Here is a 25,482-nt window from a genome sequence, read left to right on the forward strand (position 1 = left end):
AGCTGGCAGCATGGAGGTGCAGAAATGGCTCAACAAGAACAAGAAAAAACCTATCCACTTCTCCCATTACGTGGACTATTGGTTTTTCCCAGTATGGTACTCCACCTAGATGTAGGTAGAGAAAAGTCAATAAGCGCGCTGGACCAAGCAATGGTTGAGGAGAACCACATCTTGTTAGTAACTCAACAAGATGCTCAGATAGAAGAGCCAGCTCAAGAAGATTTGTTTGCTGTCGGAACGATTGCAAAAGTAAGGCAGATGTTAAAATTGCCTAATGGTACGGTTCGAGTTTTGGTAGAAGGTATAACTCGTGCTTCTATCCAATCCCTAACCAATAACGAATCTTATCACGAAGCAAATGTGGTGGAACTCTCCGATGATGTAGAAATCGATCAAGATATGGAAGCATTAATGCGTTCTGTACTCGATCATTTTGAACAGTATTTGCGTTATTCCAAAAAACTATCTTCAGATACTTATCAAACTGTGGAAGATATAGAAGAACCAGGGAGATTAGCAGATACTATTGCATCTCACCTTCCGCTCAAATTGACAGATAAGCAAGCGATTTTAGAATTACCAACCGTAAAAGAACGTTTGGAGAAGTTGCTCAGTCTCCTTCATAATGAGAAGGAAATTTTGCAACTAGAGCGTAAAATACATGCGCAAGTAAAGAAACAAATGGAGCAGGCGCAAAAAGAATACTATCTTCGAGAACAGATGAAAGCCATTCAAAAGGAATTGGGAGAAAAAGAAGGTCGTTCTGGTGAAGTAGAAGAACTTCGTGAACAATTATCTAAATTGATGGCACCAGATATCGTAAAAGAAAGAGTATCCAAAGAAATTGATCGACTAGAGAAAACCCCCACAACTTCAGCTGAAGGGGGAGTAATACGCAATTACATCGATTGGCTTTTGGATCTGCCTTGGGAATATCAAACAGAAGATCGACTAGATATTAATGCAGCTGAAAAAATATTAGATGAAGATCACTATGGTTTGGAAAAACCAAAAGAGCGAATTCTGGAATATTTGGCTGTTCAGCAGATGGTGAAGAAGCTAAAAGGACCTATTTTATGCTTGGTTGGCCCTCCTGGAGTAGGAAAAACCTCATTAGCAAAATCTATAGCCCGCTCTTTAAATCGTGAGTTTGTTCGTATTTCTCTTGGTGGTGTACATGATGAAGCGGAAATTCGCGGACATCGACGAACTTACATTGGTTCATTACCTGGACGTATTATCCAAGGAATGAAAACAGCAGGTTCTGCTAATCCAGTATTCTTACTAGATGAGATTGATAAAATGTCTAACGATTTTCGTGGGGACCCAGCTTCTGCATTATTAGAAGTATTGGACCCAAATCAAAATTCTACTTATAGTGATCACTATATTGAAATTCCATATGATCTATCGAAGGTAATGTTTATTACTACTGCAAATACAATGTATAGTATCCCACGTCCTTTGTTGGATCGAATGGAAGTCATCAATCTTTCTGGTTATACAGAATTGGAAAAAGAACAAATTGCCAAAACCTATTTGATCCCAAAACAACTCAAAGAGCATGGATTAACAGAAGAAATGCTAACAATTGATCCGGAAACTCTTTTAGCTATTATTCGCTATTATACGCGTGAAGCAGGGGTTCGTAGTTTAGAGCGCGTTATTGGTACACTATGCAGAAAAGCTGCTAGAGATATTGTCTCAGGCAAAACGGATCACATTGTGGTGGATGAAGAAAAATTACAAGATATGCTTGGACCTCATAAATTCCGCTATGGTCGCAGAGCATCAAAAGATCAAGTTGGAATGGCTACAGGTTTAGCGTGGACGGAAGTTGGTGGCGATACGCTAGCGATCGAGGTTACACTGCTTCCTGGAAAAGGTAAACTGACCTTGACTGGCCAACTTGGAGATGTGATGAAAGAGTCGGCTCAAGCTGCATTTAGTTATATACGTTCACGTGCCAAAGAATTGCACATCCCTGAAAACTTTCATGAAGAAAACGATATCCACATTCACATACCAGAAGGAGCAATCCCAAAGGATGGTCCATCTGCAGGGATTACGATGGCAACAGCCCTTGTTTCTGCCCTTACCAATACTCCTGTATCTAGTAAAGTTGCGATGACAGGGGAAATAACACTTCGTGGACGCGTGCTTCCGATTGGCGGTTTAAAAGAAAAATCTTTAGCCGCACATCGTGCAGGGATAGAGCATGTTATCATCCCAGAAGAGAATCAAAAAGATTTAGTGGACATCCCAGAGAGTGTACAAAAAGATCTTGTTTTTACACCAGTATCTCATTTAGATGAAGTATTGAAGATTGCACTAATGAGGGAATACGATGAAAATCACACAGGTTGAATTTATGACCAGTGCAGTATTACCAGAACAATACCCAACGGAAAATAGGCCAGAGATTGCACTCTCTGGCCGTTCCAATGTCGGTAAATCCTCTCTGATTAACTGCTTGGTCAATCGAAAAAATATTGCTCGAATTAGCTCCAGACCAGGAAAAACACAAACCATTAATTTCTTTTTAGTAAATGAAGAGATTGTTTTTGCAGATGTTCCTGGATATGGATTTGCGAAGGTATCCAAAAAGATTCGGGAGTCTTGGGGTAAAATGATGGAAACTTATTTTACCAGTCGGGAAAATCTTATGAGTGTTATCCAAATTGTTGATTTGCGTCATCCTCCGACAAAAGACGATCAGAGCATGTATCAATTTTTAAAACATTATCAAATTCCAGTGATTATTGCAGCTACTAAGGCAGATAAGTTGCCGAAGAGTAAATGGCATAAACATTTAAAACAAGTAAAAGAAGTTTTGCAGATGGATTCATCCGATACTTTAATCCTATTTTCATCCGAGACAAGAATGGGTAAAGATGAACTATTGGCGGAAATCGAAAAGCGAATAGTTGGATCGATAGCAGAATAACATTAAATATTAGTAGGAGAAAGTTGGGGAATCATGAGCAAAAAAAAATGCGTAGCTATTGTTTTTGGGGGTAAATCTGGGGAACACGATGTGAGTCTATTGTCTGCTTCTTCTGTACTCCAAGCCCTTGATCGATCCAAATATATACCATTACTAGTAGGTATCAGTAAAACTGGTGAATGGCTTACGGGAGAAGAAGTATTTACTTATTTGAGTAATCATTTAGATGCAGCGTTTCTGGACCAATTAAGGCTGGAACTACCAGATGTTGAAACTTATCGAGGTAACACTTTTCCATCTGTAACTTTTGAGATGGCTGATGTTGTATTTCCAGTATTACATGGAACTTTTGGAGAGGATGGAACCATACAAGGAATGCTTGAGATGTTAAATATTCCATATGCGGGAGCAGGAGTGTTGGCATCTGCGACTGGTATGGATAAAGCAATCAGCAAAGTGCTATTCAAAGATGCAGGTTTAGCCCAAGCGAAATATCTCGTAGCTCAATTTTCTGAGACATCCGAAGCGATTATTCAAAAAGTGGAGCATCAGCTAGGTTATCCATGTTTTGTGAAGCCAGCAAATTTAGGTTCTAGTGTAGGTATTTCCAAAGCTGAAAATCGAGATGCATTGGAGACCGCGATTTCTACTGCTCGAGAATATGATCGGAAAATCGTGATCGAAGAATTTGTTCCAGCACGTGAAATTGAAGTAGCAGTATTGGGGAATGAGAATCCAAAAGCATCCAATCCAGGTGAGATTATCTCTTCTAATGACTATTACGACTATGAAGCAAAATACATAAGTGGTACATCACAGATGCAGATACCTGCAATTTTACCTGAGTCTACATTGGAACAAATTAGAGAAATGGCGATTACCGCATTTCAGGCAATAGACGGAAGCGGACTGGCGCGAGTAGACTTTTTCGTTCATAAAAATAGCGGTCAAATTTATATTAATGAAATCAACACGATGCCAGGTTTTACTGCGTATAGTATGTATCCGAAAATGTGGGAGGAATCTGGTTTAGCCTATACAGACCTTATCACAGAGTTGATTGAATTAGGGATACAGCGCCATCGTTTAAAATTAGCTTTAAATACAAGTAGATGATGATGTAAGTATGTGTTTTAGACTTAAATAGGGTTCCATTCGGAGCCCTTTTTTTGTAGGATGTAAAAAAGGAGACAGAGGGGTTTTTGAATGACAAAGCAACCTGTTGTGCAATTAGAAAATATATCAAAAGTAATTGGAAATAAAACGATCATTGATCAGTTATCATTTGAGTTATATCCAGGAGAAGTAGTTGGTTTTTTGGGCCCAAATGGAGCAGGAAAAACAACTACTATCCGAATGATAGTAGGGCTAATGGCTCCAACATCAGGGAAAATATTGATCGAAGGGATCGATATTGACCAAGAGTTTGAAAAAGCAATTCGTCATGTAGGAGCGATTGTAGAAAATCCAGAGCTATATAAATATATGTCTGGTTACAATAATTTGGTGCACTATGCAAGAATGGTAGATGGAGTTACAGACGAGAGAATAGAAGAAGTTATCGAGCTAGTTGGCTTACAAAATAGAATTGAACAGAAAGTAAAAACATATTCTTTAGGTATGCGTCAGCGTCTAGGACTAGCACAAGCCCTTTTACATAAACCAAGACTGCTTATATTGGATGAGCCGACAAACGGGCTTGATCCTGCGGGGATACGTGAATTTCGAGACTATTTACGATATGTTGCAGATCAAGAAGGAGTTTGTGTACTTGTCTCCAGCCATTTGTTGTCTGAAATTGAATTGATGTGTGATCGTACACTCATTATTCAATCAGGAAAATTAATTGGAGAAAAGCAAATTCAAGTAAAACAAGAAAAATCACAAGGGCAAAAGATTGTTCGTTTTGAAGTTTCCCCAGTTGACAAAGCTGTTTCCTTATTGTCTTCTACCTATCAAGCTGTTTCAGATGGGTTTGAAGTGGAAATGGGCCGTGAGGCTGTTGCCGCTCTGGTACAAAAGTTAGTAGCAGAGAATATCCAGATATACGCGATTGAAACACGTGTAAAATCGCTAGAAGATGAGTTTTTGGAGATCACAGGGGGGAAATCGGTTGATTAAATTTGTTCGTCTCATTCAAAATGAAAATATGAAGATGTTTAGCCGAGTTAGCAACTGGGTGATGGTAGGTTTCTTTTTTCTTGTCATCCTGTTCAATGTAGCGATGACACCAGCTGATTTACCTAATGCATCAGTGGAAGATCAGTTCTCTTATTTTTTGAGCGGTTCAGACTCTCCATTGTTGGTCATTACAGCTCTTTCGATTATTTGGGCTTCAAGTATTATGGCGGCGGAGTTTTCTTCTGGTACTATTAAGCTGCTCCTCATTCGTCCTGTAACTCGAGTAAAGATACTTTGGTCGAAATATACATTAGTCGTTCTGTATGCTTTGGGACTGACTATTATTTATTTCTTACTGACGCTTTTGTTCGCATACATTCTCTATCCAGGTGTTTCGTTTCCGAATGAATCGATAACGATTTTTGCTAAAATGTCCGGGCTTTCTTTTATCGAATCTTTATTTATGATTACTCTCACCTATTTTTTAGCGGTTACGTCTTACAATCGATCCCTGGCTCTGGGTGTCTCCTTGTTTCTCTATCTCATGAGCTCCGTACTTGCTTTTGTGTTACAAACCAAGCCATGGTCTAAATATTTGTTCTTCACCCAATTAAATTTGACCAAATATGCATCCTTTGACGGTGGTATCTCAGCGATGAATACGTTGTCTTTTTCCTTGTGTGTGCTCGGTGTATATTTTATTTTATTCATTGTAGCAACTTGGATTACATTTGCGAGCCGGGATGTAGCGAGTTAACAAAAAACTTGTGCCATTGATCTATTCGGCACAAGTTTTTTATTATTGTTCTGTTAAAATAATGGGACCATCTTTGGTGATAGCGATCGTATGCTCATATTGGGCCGATAAACTTTCATCCACTGTTACCGCTGTCCACCCATCTCCTAGTACACGGACATGATGCTTTCCTAGGTTTAGCATAGGTTCAATGGTAAAAACCATGCCTTCGGTAATCAGCGGACCGGTGTGTGGGGTGCCATAGTGTGGAACTTCAGGCGGTTCATGCATGCGTTTGCCGATCCCATGTCCGATAAAGGGGCGTACGACGGAAAGTCCATTGGATTCCGCAAATGATTGTATGGCATGGGAAATATCTCCGATTCGGTTTCCGATTTGAGCTTGTTCAATCCCTTTATATAATGATTCTTTGGTTAATTGAAGTAATCGATCCGCTTCCTCACTTACCTCTCCAACTGGATAGCTCCAAGCAGAATCTGCTAACCATCCATCTACGTTTACCACCATATCGATAGTGACAATGTCGCCATTTTGAAGAGCTTCTTTTCGCGGAAATCCGTGACATACTTCATGATTGATAGAGGCACAAGTAGCATATGGGTAGCCTAAGTATCCTTTTTGTTCAGGAGTAGCACCATGTTGTTCCAAGTAATTTTCGACAAACTGGTCGATTTCCCAAGTCGTGATGCCTGGAACAATGCGTTTGGAAATTTCCCGATGGCAGGAGGCGAGTAGTTGACCAGCCTGTTTCATTTTATTAATTTCTCCCAAAGACTTAATTCCCATTGTACTCCTCCTATTTTTTTACAATAAAGATTGCTCCAAGCCCAACAATGAAAATGGGCCAATATACATTTGTAAAAGTGGCGATTGGAGCTAAATAAGTAATGTCTTTTAATCCCGGCCAAGCAAATACACCACTTAGCAATAAGACGATACCGATAACTAAAGTTATGTTATTCTGATTCAAGATATATTGTAACATCAATGTTGCTCCAATCATAATGACGATAATACTCCAGTGTCTGGGCCATGCAGCTACATATTGAAATCCCCATACGGTTATTCCGATCGTCGCAAAGATGCCGCCGAGTAATGTCAAATGACTTTGTTTTTGTATAAATGAAAAGAAAATAAGGAATATACCCACCACAAATAACAAAAAAGACCAGCTGAGAAATGAAGTCAACTTCGCCCAGTTAGCCTCTACGATCAATAATATAACACCCATTAGCACGAGAAAAAAACCAATCACACGGTTTTGCATGAGTAAGTCTCTCCTTAAGAAAAACAATTATGAAAGTTTCTTTTCATCATATCACAGATGCGTCATCAGGTGTTCACAGTTGAAGATGGAGTTTGGTAAAGTTTGTGTTATAATGATGAATGGTTTTATGTGCGGTTTTTATGTTCATTCTAAAGAATTGAGGTGAGAAAAGATGCATACCCTTGTTGTTGGTCTCAGTCATCAGACTGCTCCAGTTGAGCTTCGAGAGAAGTTTTCTTTCGATCCAGATCGCATTGCCATTGCCTTACGAGCCCTTCGCGATATGAAGAGTATGTTGGAATGTGTGATTGTGAGCACCTGTAACCGAACAGAGTTATACATTGTAGCTGACCAGCTTCACACCGGGGAATACTATGCCAAAACTTTTCTCGAGAGCTGGTTTCGTGTCTCACGAGAGGAATTTGTTCCTCATTTGTATGTGAAGACTAACACGGAAGCAGTCAGGCATTTGTTTCGCGTTGTCTGTGGTTTGGAGTCTTTGGTTATTGGAGAGACACAAATTTTAGGTCAAGTCAAACAAGCTTTCCAGTCAGCCCTACAAGCAGGTACGACTGGCACTCTTTTCAATCATTTATTCAAACAAGCAATCTCGCTGGGCAAGAAAGCACATACACAAACGGAAATTGGACAAAATGCTGTTTCCGTGAGTTATGCAGCAGTGGAATTAGGAAAAAAACTATTCACTTCTTTTGCTAAGAAAACCATTTTATTGGTTGGAGCTGGGAAGATGAGTGAACTAACCGCAAAACATTTTAGGGCTTCTGGAGTAAAAAATGTTATTGTTGTCAATCGAACATTTACCAAAGCACAAGAATTAGCTGCCGTATTTCAGGGGACTGCTTACCCATGGGAAGACCTTTCTCGGGTATTAGAGGAAGCGGATGTGGTAGTAAGCTCCACAGGAGCAAAACAGTTTGTCATCACTCGTGAAATGGTACAAGCGACATTAGTAAATCGTAAGAAACCTTTATTTTTTATTGATATCGCAGTACCAAGAGATATTGATCCAGATGTGAATCAACTGGATAATGCATTTCTCTATAATATGGATGACCTTGAAGAAATCGTAGCTGCAAATGTAGGTCTGCGTGAGCAAGAAGCGATCCGCGTGGAAGTATGGATAAAAGAGGAACAAGCATCATTCCAAGAATGGTTAGACACCCTTGGTGTAGTTCCTGTTATTCGTGCATTGCGCAGTAAATCATTGCAGATTCAAACTGATACGATGACAAAGATCGAGCGAAAATTACCTGATCTTACTGAACAACAAAGACGAGTGATCAATAAACAGACCAAAAGTATTGTGAACCAAATGATGCATGATCCGATTATGCGCATGAAAGAATTAGCTAGTACAGAGGAAAAAGAAGCAGCATTACGATTATTTCAGCATTTATTTGCACTTGAAGTCGACGATGAGCCAAAAGACCAAGAAGCCAAGAGCGTGATGCCAAACGGTTTACCACTTCCGATGAACTAGGGGACATGTTATGTTTACCGAGCGATGGGTTTTTGATTTTGTCCTTTATGCATATGTTTTAAGTTTGCTTTTTTCTTATGCAACCCTGCTCCGTCCCAACCGACAAGCAAGGATACTATCGAGTTCCTTGCTTATTGTCGTATGGCTTACCTTAACATTGGATATCGTTCTGCGGTTTTGGGACAAAGGGAATATATACGGACATTTGGAGCCGCTATTGTTGTATACATGGGCTTTAATCACGATCACCTTATGTATTTCCCTTGTATTTCAACTCGACTTGTTTGTTTTTTGTGCTGGTTTGATAGGAATAACGGTGTTAACCATTCATTTGTTTGTCTCCAAAGAAGTAGCACTTACAGCACCGCCTGGAGTGATTTCAGAATTGACGTTTGTCCATATCACCTTAGCCATCAGTGCATATGCAACTTTTTCTCTGGCTGGAATCTGTGCTATGTTGTACTTGATCAGCAGACGATTGCTAAAACAAAAAAAATGGAATTTACTTATGCGTAGATTGCCAAGCCTTGATCGGTTGGAACAGTTTATGCTCTGGTTTGTTGGAGTGGGTGTAATGCTTTTGTTGGTATCCCTAATTTTAGGTACAATATGGGCATACCAAGTTTATGGACAACTTCACTGGATGGATATAAAAGTTATTGGTTCACTGTTTCTATTTCTTCTTTATGCGGTTCTTTTTGGCATGGCTTGGAGAAGATGGATAGCAACACAAAAAGTTGCATGGTGGGTACTCATTTCCATGCTTTTCGTAATTAGCAATTATTTTTTGTCAAAGGTTTACTTTTCTTTTCATCACTGGATTTCATAAAAAGAGGGGTACTTCATGGCACATTCTTACCCGATGATGGTTGATCTACAAGAGAAAAACGTATTAGTAGTCGGTGGTGGCAAGGTCGCAGAGCGAAAAATCCGATCTTTGTTACCTACAGGTGCTAACATTATGGTAGTCAGTCCTACCATTACAGATGAAATTCGAAGGCTCGCCAAGCAAAAGAGAATTCAGTTACAATTGAGGGAGTATCAGTCTCCGGATGGTAATGACTGCTTTTTTGTTATTGCGGCTACAAATCAAGCATTGGTTAATCTGCAAATCTATGAAGATGCGCAGAAGCGTAATCAATGGATCAATGTCGTCGATCAGCCTTCTCTTTGTAATTTTACGGTTCCATCTGTATTCAAACGGGGAAAACTGACCATATCAGTTTCAACGGAAGGTGCTAGTCCCTCTTTATCAAAGCAAATAAGACATGATTTAGAATCTCAATTTGGTGATGAATATGCATTATTATTAGAAATAACTCAAGAAATTCGATCAAAATTGCAATGGGAGATTGATGATTCGCAGACCCGTTACCGATTAATGAAAGAACTAGTAAACGATAGATGGATTGAAGTCTGTCGTTTGCGTCCTCAATCTGCAAGATCGGAAATGCTGGATTGGATAGACACACAGATACATATGAAAGGAGGAGCAAAATGCGGGAATTAATAATCGGAACCAGAAAAAGCCACTTGGCTATTACCCAATCCAATTGGGTGCGTGCAAAATTACTCGAATATAAGCCAGAACTCTCCATTGAATTGGAAAAAATCGTCACCAAAGGCGATAAAGTATTAGATGTCACGCTTTCAAAAGTTGGAGGAAAAGGATTATTTGTTAAAGAGATCGAACAAGCCCTCTTAGCTAAACAAATTGATTTAGCAGTACATAGTTTAAAAGACATGCCTGCCGAGTTGCCAAGAGGATTAGTTATTGGTTCGGTTCCTATTCGGGAAGATGTGCGAGATTGTTTATTATCGCGCGATGGGCTTACTCTAGAAGAACTCCCAACGGGTTCTGTTGTGGGGACAAGCAGTCTTCGTCGGCAAGCACAAGTCTTAGCCATTCGACCTGACTTAGTAGTAGAACCGATTCGTGGTAACTTGGATACACGAATTGCCAAATTGCGTGATGGAAAATTTGATGCCATTGTTCTTGCTGTAGCTGGATTAAAACGATTAAATTTATGCGATGAAATTAGTGAGTATTTATCCATTACTACCATGTTGCCTGCTGTAGGACAAGGAGCATTGGCGATCGAGTGTCGTGAGGATGATCAAGAGATTTTAACTTTGCTTCAAGGTATCCATGATGAAGCAACCGGAAATGCTGTAAAAGCGGAACGTGCTTTTTTACAAGCAATAGAAGGAAGCTGTCATCTTCCTGTGGCAGGATACGGAGTTTGGAAGGAAGATAAGGTTCACCTGACAGGATTAGTTGCTTCTCCAACAGGTAAACCTGTTATTAAAGGGACAGAAATCGGTACAAATCCGCTAGAAGTTGGGAAACAACTAGCTAAAAAGTTAATGGAACAAGGTGCAAAAGAGATTTTGGCCGCGGTATAGAGGAGTGCTTACAGATGAGTGCTATGGTTTATTTGGTAGGTGCAGGTCCTGGAGACCCAAAATTGATCACGGTTAAAGGAAAAGAAGCGATCGCAAAAGCAGATGTAATTGTATATGACCGTTTGGCAAGCCCGCAACTATTGCAAAATGCCCGTCCTGAAGCAGAGCGGATTTATGTAGGAAAGTTGCCAGATCGCCACACTTTAACCCAAGAAGAAATCAATCAGCTATTAGTAGAAAAAGCAAAAGCAGGTCTTATTGTTACTCGCTTAAAAGGGGGAGACCCTTTTATTTTCGGTCGTGGAGGAGAAGAGGCAGAGAGTTTAGTAGATGCAGGGATTCCTTTTGAAGTTGTCCCAGGGATAACTTCAGCCGTAGCAGTTCCAGCATATGCAGGTATCCCAGTTACGCACCGAGATTTTAATTCCTCCTTTTCTATTATTACGGGTCATGAGCGACCAGAGAAGACGGAGTCATCAATCAACTGGGAAAAGCTAGCTACTGCAACAGAGACGCTTATTTTTTTGATGGGTGTATCGAATTTATCTTTTATTGTGAAACAACTCACGAAATACGGGCGTGCTTCACAAACTCCAATCGCTCTGATCCGTTGGGGCACAAGAATCGAACAGGAGACATTAGTTGGAACCTTATCCGATATCGTTGAAAAGGTAGAAACTACAGGGTTTAGCTCTCCAGCGATCATTATTGTAGGAGAAGTAGTGAAACTTAGAGAGAAGTTATCATGGTTTGAACAAAAACCACTGTTTGGTAAGCGAATTTTGATAACGAGGGCGAGAAGTCAAAGCAGTGAGCTGGCAGAAATGATAAATGAGCTTGGTGGCGAAGCGATTGAATTTCCAGTAATTCGGTTAGTCGAACCTCACCGCGGGGAAGTTTTCAATGAGGCACTGCATCATATTTCCGATTATAATTGGGTGATCTTCACTAGTGTAAATGGGGTAAAGTACTTCTTTGATCGGATACGCAAGCAAAAGATAGATATTCGTCAAATGACAAATGCAAGGCTGGCAGCCATAGGTCCAAAAACGGCTGCTGCGTTAGAAGAGAAAGGACTCCTTGTAGAATCCATACCTGAAGAATACAAAGCTGAGTCACTAGTCGAACGGTTGCGCCCGCTCGTAAAGGAAAACGATAAAATCCTTTTACCACGCGCAGATATCGCTCGTGAGGTATTGGCTGAAGGACTCCGTGAAATGGGCTGTGACGTAACTGAAGTCGATGCTTATGATACAAAAATTGATGCTACCAATGCCCATGGCATCGTAAAAATGCTTCAACGGCAGCAGATTCAGATTATAACGTTTACTAGTTCTTCTACAGTACGTAATTTTATTCATGCTATTCGCCTTGCCACAACGGATATCCAAACCGTTTTGCAACATACACAAATCGCTTGTATCGGTCCTATTACAGCAAAAACAGCAGAGAGCCTTGGGCTAAAGGTAGATGTAGTGGCAAAAGAATATACCATCGATGGTTTAGTACAAGCAATACAAACATTATAATCGGGGGAGGACTTCCTATGCAGTTTCACCGCCATCGTCGTCTGCGACGCAATCAAGCAATTCGTAACATGGTTAAGGAAAACCATATTCGGGTTGAAGATTTTATCTACCCTATCTTTGTGGTAGAAGGGGAAAATAAAAAAGAAGAAATTTCTTCTATGCCTGGTGTATATCATTTTTCGTTGGATCGCTTAAATGAAGAAGTAGATGAACTAGTTTCACTTGGAATTTTATCGATCATGATCTTTGGTGTGCCTCATGATAAAGATGAATGTGGATCATCAGCAGATGATGCTCACGGTATCGTACAAAAGGCAATTCGCCAAGTGAAAGAAAATTTCCCTGATTTATATGTGATGGCAGATACCTGCCTCTGTCAATATACTTCCCATGGACATTGTGGTGTTGTAGAAAATGGTGAAATTGTCAATGATGCTTCGCTGGAGCGTCTAGCAGCTACCGCCGTTTCCCAAGCTAAGGCTGGAGCAGATATGATCGCACCATCCAATATGATGGATGGATTTGTTGCTGCAATTCGCAAAGGATTAGATGAAGCAGGGTTTGAAGATGTCCCGATCTTATCCTATGCAGTAAAATACGCATCTGGCTTTTATGGTCCTTTTCGCGATGCGGTGCACAGTGCTCCGCAATTTGGTGATCGCCGCACTTATCAGATGGACCCGGCTAATGCAAGAGAAGCATTGCGTGAAGCTGCATCTGATATTGCAGAAGGTGCAGATATGTTGATGGTAAAACCAGGATTAGCTTATCTCGATATCATCCATCGAGTCCATCAAGAATTCCATTTGCCAGTAGTAGCTTATAATGTGAGCGGAGAGTACGCCATGGTCAAAGCAGCTGCAATTAACGGATGGATTGATGAGAAAAAAGTTGTAGTAGAGACACTTACCAGCTTCAAACGTGCAGGAGCAGAATTAATTCTTACTTATCATGCCAAAGATGTAGCCAAGTGGCTAAAGGAAGGGAGTATTTAAACATGGATCATCTGGATCAAGAACTGCTGAACATACTCCAAGCTGGATTAGAGCTCGTTCCACAGCCTTTTCAAGTAATAGCGGATAAACTTGGAATACCGGAAGCAGAAGTATTAGAACGCACCAAGCAATTAAAAGGGGATTCCATTCGTCAGTTATCTGCGATTTTTGATACTCGAACACTAGGATATAAATCAAGCCTTGTTGCAGCAAAGATTCCAGAAGATCGCTTGGATCAAGCAGCACAAGTAATCAATCAACACCCGGGTGTCACTCATAACTATAAGCGGAATCATGATTATAACCTCTGGTTTACGATTGCAGTTCCTCCAAACAGCAAATTGGGGCTAGAAAAGACAGTAGAACTATTGGGAAAACTAGCAGGCGTTGAAGTGATTCGTCTGATGCCTACGTTGAAGCTTTTTAAAATTGGTGTGCAGTTAGACATGACTGGTAAAGAAGACGGTACCAAAGCAAAAGCAAAACCTCAGTATACCGAAGCAGACAGACAAAATGCAGTAAAAGAGATCACAGATTTTGATATCGCCGTCATTCGTCAATTGCAAAAAGACTTACCAATCATCTCTCGTCCATTTGATGGCTGGGCAGAAGAGTTAGGAGTTTCTACGGAAGAGCTGCTCGCAGCTGGAAAGCAAATGATTGAACGAAAACAAATGCGCAGATTTTCCGCTGTCCTCAATCACCGGAAAGCAGGATTTCGCTTTAATGGGATGGGAGTATGGGCAGTACCAGAAGACAAAACAGATGAAATCGGATATGAGATGGCAGCATTCAAAGCAGTAAGCCATTGTTACTTGCGCCCTACTTATCCGGATTGGCCTTATACCATTTTTACGATGGTACATGGTCGAACACATGAGGAATGTGAAGAAATCCTTCAAGCGATTGAAGATGAAACAGGTATCAAAGAAAGAGTAACGCTATACTCTACAAAAGAGTATAAAAAGACAAGAGTTTCCTATTTTACACCAGAAATGGAAGTATGGGAAGGAAAAGTTATCGAAGAAGGACTACATGTATAGCAGGAAAAACACCACCTTTTCGCTTTAGAGAAGTTGGTGTTTTATTTTCTTACAATGATCCGCATTTTTCTGATAAAATGTAAATAACCCCGAAAGATGGGAGAAACGACATGCAGAAAAGGACAGGTGAGTTCAAAGGCGCCATCGAAAACAAGTGTCAATTTACCAGAGTAGATGTAGTGAACAACTCCTTTGGGGAAGATGTTTACTACGGTGAGAGGGACAAAGTTGTCTACTGCGGCAACGAAGCCTGCAAAGAACACTATTCAGAAGGGAGCCAAGCTGCCTGATTCTGCACAAGCTGGATTTGTGCTCCTGTATAAGGGAACACAAATCCAGCACAGAAAATCAATGTTATTGAAATAGATAGGGAAATCCACTGTAGTGGGTTTTCTTTTTTTATTTTGAAATGAAAAATTATAAAAAATTAATGTAATCTCCCCCATGGGAGACAAAGTTACGGTGCTAAAGTTATTTCAACATTTTGCAGCTATTCATATAATCTTAGAATCATTTAATTTTTAAGTTGGAACTTGACGTTTCTATCTGTCTTGGCATATGATATTTACAAATGTAATTGTTGTGAACAAATGTAAATATCCTTTTGTTAGGTGAGGTAGGAGGAAAAATGATGATTTCAAAGGAGATTCCAGCATCACTAACAACCAAACAAATCCTAGAGCTATATCATCAGATGTGGCTTATTCGTTATTTTGATGAAAAAGTAGATGAATTTTTTGCTCGCGGTGCCATACATGGGACAACTCATTTGTGTGTGGGACAAGAAGCGACAGCAGCAGGAGCTTGTTTTGTTTTAGCAGAGGAAGATAAAATCACCAGTACACACCGTGGTCATGGGCATTGCATCGCCAAAGGTGCAGATGTCAATAGAATGATGGCTGAATTATTCGCCAAAGAAACAGGATACTGCAAAGGGAAAGGTGGGTCTATGCATATTGCAGATGTCGACCGAGGAAACTTGGGGGCGAATGGGATTGTCGGTGGAGGTATCCCAATTGCTGTAGGTGCAGCATTGACCTCTAAAATGAAAGATTTAGGCTATGCAGTATTGTGTTTTTTTGGAGATGGCGCAGCAAATGAAGGAAGTTTTCATGAAGCGCTTAATCTTGCTTCTATTTGGAAGCTGCCTGTTGTTTTTTTCTGTGAAAATAACCAATATGGTATGTCTGGACCAGTGAAAGAAATGGTCAACATTGAAAACATTGGAGATCGGGCAAGCAGCTATGGTATCCCTGGTAGAATCATTGAAGGAAATGATCTATTTGCTGTGATGGAGGCAACGGGAGAGGCTGTTGAAAGAGCAAAAGCAGGAGAAGGCCCCACGTTGATAGAGGCAAAGACATATCGCTGGAAAGGGCATTCCAAAAGCGATGCGAAAAAATATCGAACAAAAGAAGAAGAACAATATTGGAGAAAAGAAAAAGACCCAATTGCCCTTCTAGCTGTTCGTATTATAAACGATGAACTCGCAACGAATGATGAATTGGAAGCGCTTCAATTACAAGCGAAGAAGCAAATAGAGGACGCCGTAGAGTTTGCAGAAAAAAGTCCAGCTCCTTCCCTGGCAACACTAGAATTGGACGTATACGCTTAAAGGGGTGAAGGATATGAATACCAAAGATATGACCTACTCGGAAGCAATTCGAGATGCTATTTCCTTAAAAATGAGAACAGATGAAGATGTATTTATGTTAGGTGAAGATATCGGGGTCTATGGTGGAGCATTCGGTGTTTCCAGGGGTCTAATCGAAGAGTTTGGGCCAGAGAGAATCCGTAATACTCCTATCTCCGAGTCTGGAATAGCTGGTGCGGCAGTTGGTGCAGCACTTACTGGGATGCGTCCTATTCTGGAGTTGCAGTTTTCCGACTTTATTACGATTGCAACAGACCAGATTATCAATCAAGCAGCTAAAATTCGTTATATGTATGGAGGAAAAGGAAAAGTTCCCATGGTATTACGTACACCTGGGGGTTCGGGTACGGGAGCTGCCGCACAACACTCTCAAAGCTTAGAAGCTTGGATGGCTCATATTCCTGGATTGAAAGTAGTTCAGCCTTCAAGCGCTTACGATGCAAAAGGGCTGCTTATTTCGGCGATTGAAGATGATAATCCAGTTATCTTCTATGAACATAAGCTGCTTTATGGGATGAAAGAACCTGTACCAGAAGATCTTTATCGTATTCCTTTAGGAAAAGCTGTGATCAAAAAAGAAGGAACAGATGTCACTGTTATTGCTACTTCTGTGATGGTGCATAAAGCATTAGAAGCAGCAAAGTTATTGGAAGCAGAAGGCATTGAGGTTGAGGTGCTCGATCCCCGTACGCTCGTTCCTTTAGATGAAGCATCTATTATTGCATCGGTAAGCAAGACGGGACGTGTTGTCATTGTTCATGAAGCGGTAAAACGTGCTGGATTTGGTGCGGAAATTGCAAGCGTGATTGTGGAAAGTGATGCATTTGACTTCTTGGATGCTCCTATTGAACGTTTAGGAGGAAAAGCAGTACCGATTCCCTACAATCCTGAGCTGGAAAAACATGCTGTACCTCAAGTTTCAGATATAGTGGAAGCAGTTAAGCGAACACTTCAACGGGGAAAAGAGGTGTAGAAAATGGCCAAGGAAGTGTTTATGCCCAAACTAGGGATGACAATGGAAACAGGTACGATCATGAAATGGCTTGTAGAAGAAGGAGACTCTGTCACTGCTGGAGACATTATTTTAGAAGTGATGACAAATAAGATCAATATCGAAGTAGAAGCTTATGAGACAGGAACTATGTTAAAAATCCTCTATGAAGAAGGAGAGGAAGTACCTGTCAATCAAGTGATTGCTTATATTGGCGAAAAAGGTGAAAAAGTAGGCGAATCTGCTAACCCAAAATCCGAAAAGGATTCTACGTCAGAGGAACCTATTGAGATAAGGGAAGCAAAAATTGAGCAAAAAGCTGATAAACCACGAGCTACACCTTCAGCACGAAAACTTGCACGTGAACATGATATATCTTTATCTGTTATTTCTGGAACTGGACCAAAAGGACGAATTCATCGAAAAGATGTCGAAACCTATCTCGCTAATCAAGTCTCTCCTTCTAATGCACCAATAGATGATATATCTACGGCGAAAGAGCTCACATCTGCTGCTGCAAAAGCAATCAAAGTGAAGGGTATGCGAAAAGTAATAGGTGACCGCATGCAGCAAAGTTTTTCTGAGGCGCCGCATGTAACCTTGCATAGTGAAGTAGACATGAGCGAAGCGATGCGTCTGCGCGGGCAACTGCTGCCAATGATTGAACAGAAAACAGGATTACGGCTTTCGTACACGGAGATTATTCTCAAAGCAGTTGGAGTGACGTTGCGGGACCATCCTATGGTGAATGCTACTTTGGTAAAAGATGAAATTCATCTGTCCGCTCAAATTGATATAGGACTAGCAGTCAGTCATCCAAACGGGTTACTTGTACCAGTCATTCGAGAAGTAGATAAATTGGGACTGGCAGATCTTACCGAGCAGAGCAAAACAATTGCTCAGGCAGCTCGAGAAGGAAAACTCCTTCCGAATCAGTTACAAGGTGGTACCTTTACCGTAAGTAATTTAGGGATGTATCGTGTTGATCAATTCACTCCGATTATCAATCTGCCTGAAACGGCTATTTTAGGAGTAGGACAAATAAAAGAGCGTCCTGTAGGAGTAAATGGTGAAATTGTTTTAAGACCGATGATGGCTCTCAGTCTTTCATTTGATCATCGGACTATTGATGGAGCTCCGGCGGCTGCTTTTTTGACCCAGTTAGTAGAGACACTGGAAAATCCTGCGCATCTATTGATCTGATGTAAACAGGTGACTGGCAGATATGGTAAGATCGAATTACATTTCCAAAGATTTGAAGGTGTTTCTATGATTAATGATGATGAGAAAAAGAAGCTGATTAAGGTTGCCAAAATGTATTATCTAGAAGAATTAACTCAAGCAGTAATCGCCAAAAAAATAGGAGTTTCCCGCCCTATTATTTCGAAAATGCTGCAACAAGCAAAAGAAGAAGGCATCGTGAAAATTAGTATTTTGGATGATGGATTTGATGTAATTGAACGAGAACAAAAAATTGCGGCGAAGTTTGGTTTAAGGGAAGTAATCATCACTTCTACGGAAAATATGAACCAAGAGCAAGCTCTGCGAGCTGTTGGGAAAGCAACTGCTAACTATGTGAGTAAATCGCTCCGATCCATTAAACGGCTTGGTGTATCATGGGGAAAATCGCTGTACGAAATGGTGAGAGAATACCCAATTGAACAAAGAGATGTGAGCGTGATTCCCCTAGTTGGTGGAATGGGACCAAAAGAAGTGGCCTTACATGCTAATCAAATTGCTTATGAATTTGCAAAAAAAATAAATGGGCAATGCGAGTCACTTTATGCACCAGCCATGGTTGCGACGGTTGAACAAAAAGAAGGACTCACAGGTCTTCCGTTTATTGCTAGTGTGCTAGAACAAGGAAAGCAATGCGATATGGCAGTTGTCGGGATCGGAAATCCATATGAACACTCAACCATGTATGAGATAGGCTACTTAAGTGATGAAGATATTGAGGAATTAAAAGAGGCAAAAGTAGTTGGAGATATCAGTTCGAAATACATTCTGGAAACGGGAGAAATTGCAGCTGTATCGATTAATCAAAGAGGGATTGGTATTGAATTAGAAGACTTAAAGAATATTGACAAGGTGATAGGGGTAGCAAGAGGAGTTTATAAAGTAAAAAGTATTTTAGCTGCTTTAAAAGGTGAATATGTGGATGTTTTGATTACTGACGATGAAACTGCAAACGCGTTGATCGAATCATTTGAAGATAAAAATTAGGTCATGTACTAAAATTAAGCGTTTTCATTTCCTCTAAGATCCCGTATAATAATATTTACAAATGTAATAGAATCGAACATTTGAAAAGGGTGATTCTATGGATCAATGGGGAATACTGATTATCTTTTTCGTTTGTGCATGGATTCTTCAAGTGATTTTAAGTTACTACCAAAACAGGCATTATGGACAAACCATCCGCCAGATGAGTGCAACTCATGATTCTGGATATCTAGGAGTAGGAGTTGTAAAAAAACGATTCGGTATCGGTTCCGTAGTCATACTCGTCTCGGATTTGTCTGGTTCGGTAGTAGATGCAAAAGAACTAACAGGTGTCACTGTCTTTTCTCGCTTTACCTCTAATCTCGAGTTACATGGGAAGAAAATCGAACAACTCTTCACCCTGCCTGGCAATGATCATCGCACCAAAGCCATTCAAATGGCAGCAGATCAGATTGTGAGCAAAAAAAATGAACGAGAGCAGGAATAGTAGATCGATAAAGGTTTAAGAGATAAAACTTGGGGAGGTTTGGTCAGATGGATTTTTTAGTACACCTAGCTAAAGGATTTATTGGAATGTTTCAAGCTGGTGGAGCCCAATTTATGGGACTAGCAAAAGGAATTTTACCCACCTTGATCTGTTTGATTGTAATTGTAAACGCTTTAATAAAATTTATAGGAGAAGAGAGAATCAATCGTTTCGCTCAAAAAACAACCAAATATGCAATTTTACGTTATACGATTTTCCCAATTTTAGCCGTCTTTTTTCTGACCAATCCCATGTGTTATTCCTTCGGAAAGTTTTTACCAGAGAAACAAAAACCAGCTTTTTATGATGCGGCGGTATCTTTTGTTCATCCGATAACTGGTTTGTTCCCTCATGCAAACTCAGCTGAATTATTCGTTTACCTCGGTATTGCCAGTGGATTGACGACATTGCACCTCTCCTTGGAACCATTAGCAGTTCGTTATCTATTAGTCGGAATTATTGTCATCTTGATCCGTGGATTAGTGACAGAATGGATCACGAATATGATGCTAAAACGTCAAACACAATCCACTGAAACAACCCAAACAACCACCTAAAACGGAAAGGGGTAAATCCAAATGGCTAATTATTCAGCAGTAAAAGTGAGCAAAGGAGCAGGTGGTTGGGGTGACGGGTTGATCATTCAACCAACTGAACAGAAAAAATATATCGTTTCCGTTACAGGCGGTGGAATACATCCAATCGCACAAAAAATTGCCGACTTGACGGGTGCCGAAGCTGTAGATGGCTTTCGAAACTCGATAGATAAGGAAAATATGGCTTGTGTCGTTGTAGATTGCGGGGGTACTGCTCGTTGTGGGGTATATCCAAAAATGGGTGTACTAACTATCGATGTGCTGCCTGTATCACCATCAGGACCTCTGGCTTCCTTTATCAATGAGCAAAATTTTGTCTCTGGCGTAACCGAACAAAATATTTCGTTGACAGATGATGCTGCTCCTCCTACTACAGTAGAGACGAGAAGCACAAAAGAAATCAAAGAAGACGCTAAGAAAAGGGCAGCCGAAATATATCCACAGAAATCCAATTTCTTAGTCAAAATTGGCAGAGCAATGGGAAATGTTGTCGGGGTGTTTTATCAAGCCGGACGTGAAACGATTGATATGGTAATTCGAAATATTTTACCATTTATGGCATTCGTCAGTACAATTATTGGGATCATCACATATACCGGAATTGGCGATTGGATTGCCCATGTAGTAACGCCATTAGCAGGAAATATTATTGGGCTGATCATTCTGTCCATTATCTGTGCGATTCCGATCTTATCTCCGATGCTAGGGCCTGGAGCAGTTATTGCCCAAGTGGTAGGGGTGCTGATCGGGGTGGAGATTGGGAAAGGGAATATCCCTCCACAACTTGCTCTGCCTGCGCTGTTTGCGATCAACCCGCAAGTAGGGTGTGATTTTGTTCCAGTAGGATTGACACTGGGAGAAGCAAAACCAGAAACGATTGAAGTCGGGGTTCCAGCAGTTCTTCTCTCCAGACAGTTTACTGGTCCTGTCGCTGTACTAATCGCTTATGTATGCAGTTTTGGTTTGTATTAAAAAAGAATGGGCTGGTTTTCACAACTGATTCCAGCCCTGATATCCAATATGGCAGGTGAGTTTATGAGTGTACTTTTTGAAGCAACAGCAACCAAAATAGGAGAACTCGTCTCGAAGTTTGCAAAGGAGAAATTACTTATTTTATTTGACGAAAATGCACCAGAAGAACTGCACGATATTACCGTATTGCATACGGATCGGAAAAATGCAGGAGAAATCACACCAAAAGATGTGTTAGTTATCGATGGTCAATCGTTTCAAATTTCATTTGTTGGGGATACCGCCAATAAAACCATGCAGGAAATGGGGCATGTCACCATAAAGTTTGATGGCGGGCAAGGAGATTTGCCAGGAACTATCTGCGTGGAAGACAAGCCTGTTCCAAATGTACAAGTAGGCTCAAAGATTCAATTCATACGTCACGACTAAAACTACAACAAATGGGGTCGTCTTATGCCAATTTATCACAAACTTGAAGCACTTGGGCAAGAAGGAAATTTCATTCGTGTGGGACTTATTGGCGCCGGACAAATGGGTAGAGGTATGATCTCACAAATCGCAGCAATGAAAGGAATGGAAGTAGTCGCCACAGCAGATATCCAGACACAAAATGCTGTACACGCTTATGAAAATGCCGGATATGCTTCCTCACAAATCGTACAAACAGAAGAGATCGAAAAAGCAGAGCGAGCCATTGCTTCAGGGCAAGTTGTTGTTACTTCTAATATGCAGCTCGTATTGCAACTGCCAGCAGTCGATGTGATCGTAGATGCAACAGGGATTCCAAATCTGGGAGCAGAAATAGCTTGGAAATCCATATTGGCAAAAAAGCATATTGTGATGCTGAATGTGGAAACAGATGTCACGGTGGGGCCGCTTCTTCACCAGATGGCACGAGCTGCAGGTGTCGTTTATACAGGAGCTTCTGGTGATGAACCGGCAGCCATCATGGAGTTATATCATTTTGCAAAAACAATTGGTTTCAAGCCTCTGGTTTTGGGAAAAGGAAAAAATAACCCGCTAAATCTTGAGGCCAACCCAGATTCTGCAAGAGATCAGGCTTTAAAAGTAAATATGAATCCTAAAATATTAGCTTCTTTCCAAGATGGAACAAAAACGATGATTGAAATGACGGCTGTAGCAAATGCTACAGGTTTCCTTCCAGACGTAGCCGGTATGCATGGACCATCGGCAACCGTTGATCAATTGACGAAAGTTCTGCGGAAAAAAGAAGAAGGCGGCATATTGCACTCCTATCAAACCGTAGAATTTGTTAACGGTATCGCACCAGGGGTTTTTGTTATCGTTACTTCCGAACAGGAGGAAGTACACCGGGAAATGCAGTATTTGAAAATGGGTGATGGCCCAAATTACGTCCTCTTCCGTCCTTATCATTTAACGAGTCTGGAAACGCCTATCTCCATTGCAAAAGCGTATTTAGATAAAGAGGAATCCATCGTTCCTTATCATGGACTTGTTGCTGAAACCGTCACCGTCGCCAAGAAAGACTTGCGTGCTGGAGAGAGGTTAGACGGATTAGGCGGTTTTACTTCATATGGACAGATTATGAATGCGTCAGATGCCAAGAAGACTCATGCTCTTCCCATTGGATTAGCGGATTCTAGCCTTGTTGTCACAAGGGATATAAAAAAAGGCGAAGTCCTCACCTTTGATGATATTGAACAGACCAAAGTACAAATGATTTGGGAACTGCGGCAATTGATGGAAAGAGATGCTTCTATTCGAAAGTCTTAACTTCTTCGTATGATGCTGTATAATAAGAGTATTCTATTTGGAAAGTAAATGGAGGGATGATAGGTGAAAGAGACACAAGAAACAACCGAATTTTTTTGCATCCGCTGCTCGGACGACACCCCTCATCGGATCACCTATTTTAATAATTCTATTTCCCATATCCATTGTGAGGTTTGTGGACGGAGTATGGATGTGAAAGTCGATTTGAAACATGAAATCTATGAAGAACTAAAAAACCGCCTCACCACCAAACCGTCCCGAATCATGAAAGAATACCAAGTCAACCGCGCATATTTTTTACGGAAGATTCCACGCAGGATGCTTAAGAAGCCATTTCGCTTGTACAAAGAAGCCAAAGAAGTGAAGTATTTTATTGGGAAGTATGCGAAGTAAGATAAATGAATTTTTGAATGTAACTGGAAATAATGACACACAATTTCGAAGAGGGAGTTGTGTGTTTTTTGTTTTTATGGGGAATGAGGCAGGAGTGAATTTGTGAAAGCATGAAGCTTTATAAAAGTGTTTTAAACGAGCGGCAGACTGCGCGCTCCCACAATGTGGAAGTTCACAGCCTGCCGTGGCGCCCGAGATCAGTGCGTTACTTCTCCGTGGTGGAGGAGTCGTCGGGGTTCACCTTGTTGGAGGTGTCGTCCTTGGTCTCGGCCGCCGTCTGGCTCTCACCGAAGTTCCCGTCGATGATGACGACGTAGAAGGTGATCACGCGGCCGCGGAGCTCCAGCGAGCTGAGCTTCCGCCGCTGGGACTCAAGGTCTCGTCGAACGGAGCTGACGCCCTGCTGGATGCTGCCGAGGTTCTGCTGGACGGTGCCCAGCCTCTCCCGCGTCGTGTTGATCATCTGTCGGAAGTTGCCGAAGTTCTTCCACAGTCGGTCGACCTGCTCGTCGTGTCCGTCGGCCTGCCTTTCGAGCTCCTCGATGTAGTCGAGCTGGTCGTCGAGCCGCCCCTCGTGCCTGATGAGAAGCCGATCGTGTCCGTCGAGCCGCTCCTCGTGTTCGACGAAGGAGCCAGCGAGCTCATCGAGTCGGGTCGTGTGGCTCGCGATCGCCGTCTCCAGCGAGTTGAGTCGCTCGTTCTGGTTGGCGATCTGGGCGTCCTTGACTCGCAGCTGTTGGAAGACAACGTACAGCGCGATCACCAGACCGACAATCGAGAAGAGAAGGGCGATGATCAAGCCCAACTGCATGCCGGTCTGCCTGCTGAGGTCGTTAACCTTGTCGCTGAGGTCGTTGAGCCGCTCGTTCTGGTTGTAGAACTTCCAGTCGAGGTCACGAAGCCACTGCCACGGGAAGTTACCCATATCGGGACCTTGCCTTTCGGTGTTGAGTGCCAGTGTTGTATTCACATTATAGCAAACAAAATTCAAAAATAATAACGAATTATTATATTTGTTATGTATATGGAAAAGACGATGAATATCTTTATTCGATAAAAAATGAGTTGTTTTGCACAAGGTTGTTTTACAAAAGGCATAACCATCTATTTCTTGGGTAGGGGATTTCTTTGTTAAATGGAAGGAAATAAAGAGGGAAAAGTGGTTAAAACGGGCGGCGGGCTGTGTCCTCCACGTATGTGAAGTTCACAGCCCGCCGTGGCGCCGAAGAGGTCAGAGTTGCTTCGGTTCCTCCGGGTTGGAGGAACCGCCGGTGGTCTCCGTGTCGGAGTCCTGCCCGGTGCTGCCCTCGGTCTCTTCGTCCGCCTCCTGGTTCAGCCCGGCGGATTCCCGGACGTCCTCCGAGAGTCCGTCGACCTCAGCCGCGAGTCCGTCGACGTTGTCCGCGAGGTTCTGCACGTTGCCTCCGAGCCCGTCGATGGAGTCCTTGACACCCCGGAGAGTTCCCGCAATGTCCTGGAGGGCACCGAGGACCTTCATCTGGGTCAGGTCCGTGTTCTGGGGTTGATTGGCTTCCAGAGCGGAGATCCTGTTCTCGAACTCGTTCTTCAGCTTCTCGCAGCCGGAGAACAGCTTGAACACCGCGAAGCACAGGACGATCACGATGATCAACAGGATCGTCACCCACTGGGTGAGGTTGTCGATCCGGTCGTTGATGCCGTTGAGCAGGTCGCGATGGCTGTCGAGCCGGTCGTCGATCCAGGAGAGATTGTTCGTGAGCCATTGCCACGTGGTGCTGTCCATGAGAGGACCTTACCTTTCGTCGGTTGGGTTGACCAGTATGT

Annotated in this window: 27 protein-coding genes; 23 read left to right on the top strand and 4 right to left on the bottom strand. The window is 41.7% G+C overall.

Annotation, left to right across the window (positions count from 1 at the left end; genetic code table 11):
- Positions 1-24: 24 nt before the first annotated feature.
- The 5 genes from lon (at position 25) to MK805_RS06745 (ending at position 5,825) form a co-directional block, all read left to right on the top strand.
- Positions 25-2,367, top strand: a complete 2,343-nt coding sequence (gene lon / locus MK805_RS06725; RefSeq protein ID WP_240874820.1) for an endopeptidase La — start codon at positions 25-27, stop codon at positions 2,365-2,367.
- Positions 2,348-2,947, top strand: a complete 600-nt coding sequence (yihA, locus tag MK805_RS06730; protein ID WP_240874821.1) for a ribosome biogenesis GTP-binding protein YihA/YsxC — start codon at positions 2,348-2,350, stop codon at positions 2,945-2,947. The genes lon and yihA overlap by 20 nt, the downstream gene beginning before the upstream one ends.
- Positions 2,948-2,980: 33 nt before the next feature.
- On the top strand, positions 2,981-4,063 hold the full coding sequence (locus tag MK805_RS06735; protein WP_240874822.1) for a D-alanine--D-alanine ligase family protein: 1,083 nt from the start codon (positions 2,981-2,983) through the stop codon (positions 4,061-4,063).
- Between the two features lie 90 nt (positions 4,064-4,153).
- Positions 4,154-5,068, top strand: coding sequence for an ABC transporter ATP-binding protein (locus MK805_RS06740; RefSeq protein ID WP_240874823.1), 915 nt, complete (start codon positions 4,154-4,156; stop codon positions 5,066-5,068).
- Positions 5,061-5,825 carry an ABC transporter permease gene (locus MK805_RS06745; RefSeq protein WP_240874824.1) on the top strand — a complete coding sequence of 255 codons (765 nt, stop codon included), beginning with the start codon at positions 5,061-5,063 and terminating at the stop codon, positions 5,823-5,825. The genes MK805_RS06740 and MK805_RS06745 overlap by 8 nt, the downstream gene beginning before the upstream one ends.
- A 42-nt stretch (positions 5,826-5,867) precedes the next feature.
- Here the strand turns inward: MK805_RS06745 and map are convergent, their stop codons facing one another.
- Both map and MK805_RS06755 read right to left on the bottom strand, forming a co-directional pair.
- Positions 5,868-6,611 (bottom strand): type I methionyl aminopeptidase, encoded by a 744-nt coding sequence (gene map, locus MK805_RS06750; protein WP_240874825.1) that lies wholly within the window; start codon positions 6,609-6,611, stop codon positions 5,868-5,870.
- 10 nt (positions 6,612-6,621) lie between these two features.
- Positions 6,622-7,092, bottom strand: coding sequence for a hypothetical protein (locus MK805_RS06755; RefSeq protein ID WP_240874826.1), 471 nt, complete (start codon positions 7,090-7,092; stop codon positions 6,622-6,624).
- 172 nt (positions 7,093-7,264) lie between these two features.
- Here MK805_RS06755 and hemA point away from each other — a divergent pair, with 172 nt between their 5' ends.
- The 18 genes from hemA (at position 7,265) to MK805_RS06845 (ending at position 23,679) form a co-directional block, all read left to right on the top strand.
- A complete protein-coding gene (hemA, locus tag MK805_RS06760) occupies positions 7,265-8,593 on the top strand; it encodes a glutamyl-tRNA reductase (RefSeq protein WP_240874827.1) in 1,329 nt (442 codons plus the stop codon).
- Between the two features lie 10 nt (positions 8,594-8,603).
- Complete coding sequence (locus tag MK805_RS06765) at positions 8,604-9,422, top strand: cytochrome C assembly family protein (RefSeq protein WP_240874828.1); 819 nt, start codon at positions 8,604-8,606, stop codon at positions 9,420-9,422.
- Positions 9,423-9,437: 15 nt separating this feature from the next.
- Positions 9,438-10,103 (top strand): precorrin-2 dehydrogenase/sirohydrochlorin ferrochelatase family protein, encoded by a 666-nt coding sequence (locus MK805_RS06770; protein ID WP_240874829.1) that lies wholly within the window; start codon positions 9,438-9,440, stop codon positions 10,101-10,103.
- Positions 10,091-10,999: a hydroxymethylbilane synthase gene (hemC, locus tag MK805_RS06775; protein ID WP_240874830.1), complete on the top strand. Its 909-nt coding sequence runs from the start codon at positions 10,091-10,093 to the stop codon at positions 10,997-10,999. Before MK805_RS06770 ends, hemC begins: the two co-directional genes overlap by 13 nt.
- 14 nt (positions 11,000-11,013) lie before the next feature.
- Complete coding sequence (gene cobA, locus MK805_RS06780) at positions 11,014-12,528, top strand: uroporphyrinogen-III C-methyltransferase (RefSeq protein ID WP_240874831.1); 1,515 nt, start codon at positions 11,014-11,016, stop codon at positions 12,526-12,528.
- Positions 12,529-12,545: 17 nt separating this feature from the next.
- Positions 12,546-13,523 (top strand): porphobilinogen synthase, encoded by a 978-nt coding sequence (hemB, locus tag MK805_RS06785; RefSeq protein WP_240874832.1) that lies wholly within the window; start codon positions 12,546-12,548, stop codon positions 13,521-13,523.
- A gap of 2 nt (positions 13,524-13,525) precedes the next feature.
- Entirely contained in the window at positions 13,526-14,566 is a 1,041-nt protein-coding gene (gene ahbA / locus MK805_RS06790; protein WP_240874833.1) for a siroheme decarboxylase subunit alpha, read from the top strand.
- A gap of 228 nt (positions 14,567-14,794) precedes the next feature.
- Positions 14,795-14,932, top strand: a complete 138-nt coding sequence (locus MK805_RS06795; protein WP_240874834.1) for a hypothetical protein — start codon at positions 14,795-14,797, stop codon at positions 14,930-14,932.
- Between the two features lie 262 nt (positions 14,933-15,194).
- On the top strand, positions 15,195-16,181 hold the full coding sequence (locus MK805_RS06800) for a thiamine pyrophosphate-dependent dehydrogenase E1 component subunit alpha (protein WP_240874835.1): 987 nt from the start codon (positions 15,195-15,197) through the stop codon (positions 16,179-16,181).
- A 13-nt stretch (positions 16,182-16,194) separates the two neighbouring features.
- Positions 16,195-17,193, top strand: a complete 999-nt coding sequence (locus tag MK805_RS06805) for an alpha-ketoacid dehydrogenase subunit beta (RefSeq protein ID WP_240874836.1) — start codon at positions 16,195-16,197, stop codon at positions 17,191-17,193.
- A 3-nt stretch (positions 17,194-17,196) separates the two neighbouring features.
- Complete coding sequence (locus tag MK805_RS06810; RefSeq protein ID WP_240874837.1) at positions 17,197-18,414, top strand: dihydrolipoamide acetyltransferase family protein; 1,218 nt, start codon at positions 17,197-17,199, stop codon at positions 18,412-18,414.
- Between the two features lie 66 nt (positions 18,415-18,480).
- Positions 18,481-19,437 (top strand): sugar-binding transcriptional regulator, encoded by a 957-nt coding sequence (locus MK805_RS06815; RefSeq protein WP_240874838.1) that lies wholly within the window; start codon positions 18,481-18,483, stop codon positions 19,435-19,437.
- Positions 19,438-19,534: 97 nt separating this feature from the next.
- Complete coding sequence (locus MK805_RS06820; protein WP_240874839.1) at positions 19,535-19,924, top strand: transcriptional regulator GutM; 390 nt, start codon at positions 19,535-19,537, stop codon at positions 19,922-19,924.
- Positions 19,925-19,971: 47 nt separating this feature from the next.
- Positions 19,972-20,520, top strand: a complete 549-nt coding sequence (gene srlA / locus MK805_RS06825; RefSeq protein WP_240874840.1) for a PTS glucitol/sorbitol transporter subunit IIC — start codon at positions 19,972-19,974, stop codon at positions 20,518-20,520.
- A gap of 21 nt (positions 20,521-20,541) precedes the next feature.
- Positions 20,542-21,531 (top strand): PTS glucitol/sorbitol transporter subunit IIB, encoded by a 990-nt coding sequence (gene srlE / locus MK805_RS06830; protein WP_240874841.1) that lies wholly within the window; start codon positions 20,542-20,544, stop codon positions 21,529-21,531.
- Positions 21,532-21,594: 63 nt separating this feature from the next.
- The gene (locus MK805_RS06835) at positions 21,595-21,960 is read left to right on the top strand and encodes a PTS glucitol/sorbitol transporter subunit IIA (RefSeq protein WP_240874842.1); all 366 of its coding nucleotides are present in this window, start codon (positions 21,595-21,597) and stop codon (positions 21,958-21,960) included.
- Positions 21,961-21,984: 24 nt separating this feature from the next.
- The gene (locus tag MK805_RS06840) at positions 21,985-23,286 is read left to right on the top strand and encodes an NAD(P)H-dependent oxidoreductase (RefSeq protein WP_240874843.1); all 1,302 of its coding nucleotides are present in this window, start codon (positions 21,985-21,987) and stop codon (positions 23,284-23,286) included.
- 63 nt (positions 23,287-23,349) lie between these two features.
- The gene (locus MK805_RS06845) at positions 23,350-23,679 is read left to right on the top strand and encodes a bh protein (protein WP_240874844.1); all 330 of its coding nucleotides are present in this window, start codon (positions 23,350-23,352) and stop codon (positions 23,677-23,679) included.
- Between the two features lie 205 nt (positions 23,680-23,884).
- Here the strand turns inward: MK805_RS06845 and MK805_RS06850 are convergent, their stop codons facing one another.
- Positions 23,885-24,604 (bottom strand): hypothetical protein, encoded by a 720-nt coding sequence (locus MK805_RS06850; RefSeq protein WP_240874845.1) that lies wholly within the window; start codon positions 24,602-24,604, stop codon positions 23,885-23,887.
- A 306-nt stretch (positions 24,605-24,910) separates the two neighbouring features.
- Positions 24,911-25,441 (bottom strand): hypothetical protein, encoded by a 531-nt coding sequence (locus MK805_RS06855; RefSeq protein WP_240874846.1) that lies wholly within the window; start codon positions 25,439-25,441, stop codon positions 24,911-24,913.
- Positions 25,442-25,482 lie beyond the last annotated feature (41 nt).

The organism is Shimazuella soli, from assembly GCF_022511585.1.
Classification (GTDB): Bacteria; Bacillota; Bacilli; order Thermoactinomycetales; family Thermoactinomycetaceae; genus Shimazuella; species Shimazuella soli.

Excerpts from the sequence above, each read along its gene's own strand:
- MK805_RS06740 (WP_240874823.1), top strand. The coding sequence starts at position 4,154 with ATGACAAAGCAACCTGTTGTGCAATTAGAAAATATATCAAAAGTAATT.
- map (WP_240874825.1), bottom strand. The coding sequence starts at position 6,611 with ATGGGAATTAAGTCTTTGGGAGAAATTAATAAAATGAAACAGGCTGGT.
- ahbA (WP_240874833.1), top strand. The coding sequence starts at position 13,526 with ATGGATCATCTGGATCAAGAACTGCTGAACATACTCCAAGCTGGATTA.
- yihA (WP_240874821.1), top strand. The coding sequence starts at position 2,348 with ATGAAAATCACACAGGTTGAATTTATGACCAGTGCAGTATTACCAGAA.
- MK805_RS06765 (WP_240874828.1), top strand. The coding sequence starts at position 8,604 with ATGTTTACCGAGCGATGGGTTTTTGATTTTGTCCTTTATGCATATGTT.
- hemC (WP_240874830.1), top strand. The coding sequence starts at position 10,091 with ATGCGGGAATTAATAATCGGAACCAGAAAAAGCCACTTGGCTATTACC.
- MK805_RS06770 (WP_240874829.1), top strand. The coding sequence starts at position 9,438 with ATGGCACATTCTTACCCGATGATGGTTGATCTACAAGAGAAAAACGTA.
- hemB (WP_240874832.1), top strand. The coding sequence starts at position 12,546 with ATGCAGTTTCACCGCCATCGTCGTCTGCGACGCAATCAAGCAATTCGT.
- srlE (WP_240874841.1), top strand. The coding sequence starts at position 20,542 with ATGGCTAATTATTCAGCAGTAAAAGTGAGCAAAGGAGCAGGTGGTTGG.
- MK805_RS06735 (WP_240874822.1), top strand. The coding sequence starts at position 2,981 with ATGAGCAAAAAAAAATGCGTAGCTATTGTTTTTGGGGGTAAATCTGGG.
- MK805_RS06835 (WP_240874842.1), top strand. The coding sequence starts at position 21,595 with ATGAGTGTACTTTTTGAAGCAACAGCAACCAAAATAGGAGAACTCGTC.
- MK805_RS06805 (WP_240874836.1), top strand. The coding sequence starts at position 16,195 with ATGAATACCAAAGATATGACCTACTCGGAAGCAATTCGAGATGCTATT.
- hemA (WP_240874827.1), top strand. The coding sequence starts at position 7,265 with ATGCATACCCTTGTTGTTGGTCTCAGTCATCAGACTGCTCCAGTTGAG.
- MK805_RS06810 (WP_240874837.1), top strand. The coding sequence starts at position 17,197 with ATGGCCAAGGAAGTGTTTATGCCCAAACTAGGGATGACAATGGAAACA.
- MK805_RS06800 (WP_240874835.1), top strand. The coding sequence starts at position 15,195 with ATGATGATTTCAAAGGAGATTCCAGCATCACTAACAACCAAACAAATC.
- MK805_RS06755 (WP_240874826.1), bottom strand. The coding sequence starts at position 7,092 with ATGCAAAACCGTGTGATTGGTTTTTTTCTCGTGCTAATGGGTGTTATA.
- lon (WP_240874820.1), top strand. The coding sequence starts at position 25 with ATGGCTCAACAAGAACAAGAAAAAACCTATCCACTTCTCCCATTACGT.
- MK805_RS06815 (WP_240874838.1), top strand. The coding sequence starts at position 18,481 with ATGATTAATGATGATGAGAAAAAGAAGCTGATTAAGGTTGCCAAAATG.
- MK805_RS06855 (WP_240874846.1), bottom strand. The coding sequence starts at position 25,441 with ATGGACAGCACCACGTGGCAATGGCTCACGAACAATCTCTCCTGGATC.
- MK805_RS06840 (WP_240874843.1), top strand. The coding sequence starts at position 21,985 with ATGCCAATTTATCACAAACTTGAAGCACTTGGGCAAGAAGGAAATTTC.
- MK805_RS06850 (WP_240874845.1), bottom strand. The coding sequence starts at position 24,604 with ATGGGTAACTTCCCGTGGCAGTGGCTTCGTGACCTCGACTGGAAGTTC.
- srlA (WP_240874840.1), top strand. The coding sequence starts at position 19,972 with ATGGATTTTTTAGTACACCTAGCTAAAGGATTTATTGGAATGTTTCAA.
- cobA (WP_240874831.1), top strand. The coding sequence starts at position 11,014 with ATGAGTGCTATGGTTTATTTGGTAGGTGCAGGTCCTGGAGACCCAAAA.
- MK805_RS06820 (WP_240874839.1), top strand. The coding sequence starts at position 19,535 with ATGGATCAATGGGGAATACTGATTATCTTTTTCGTTTGTGCATGGATT.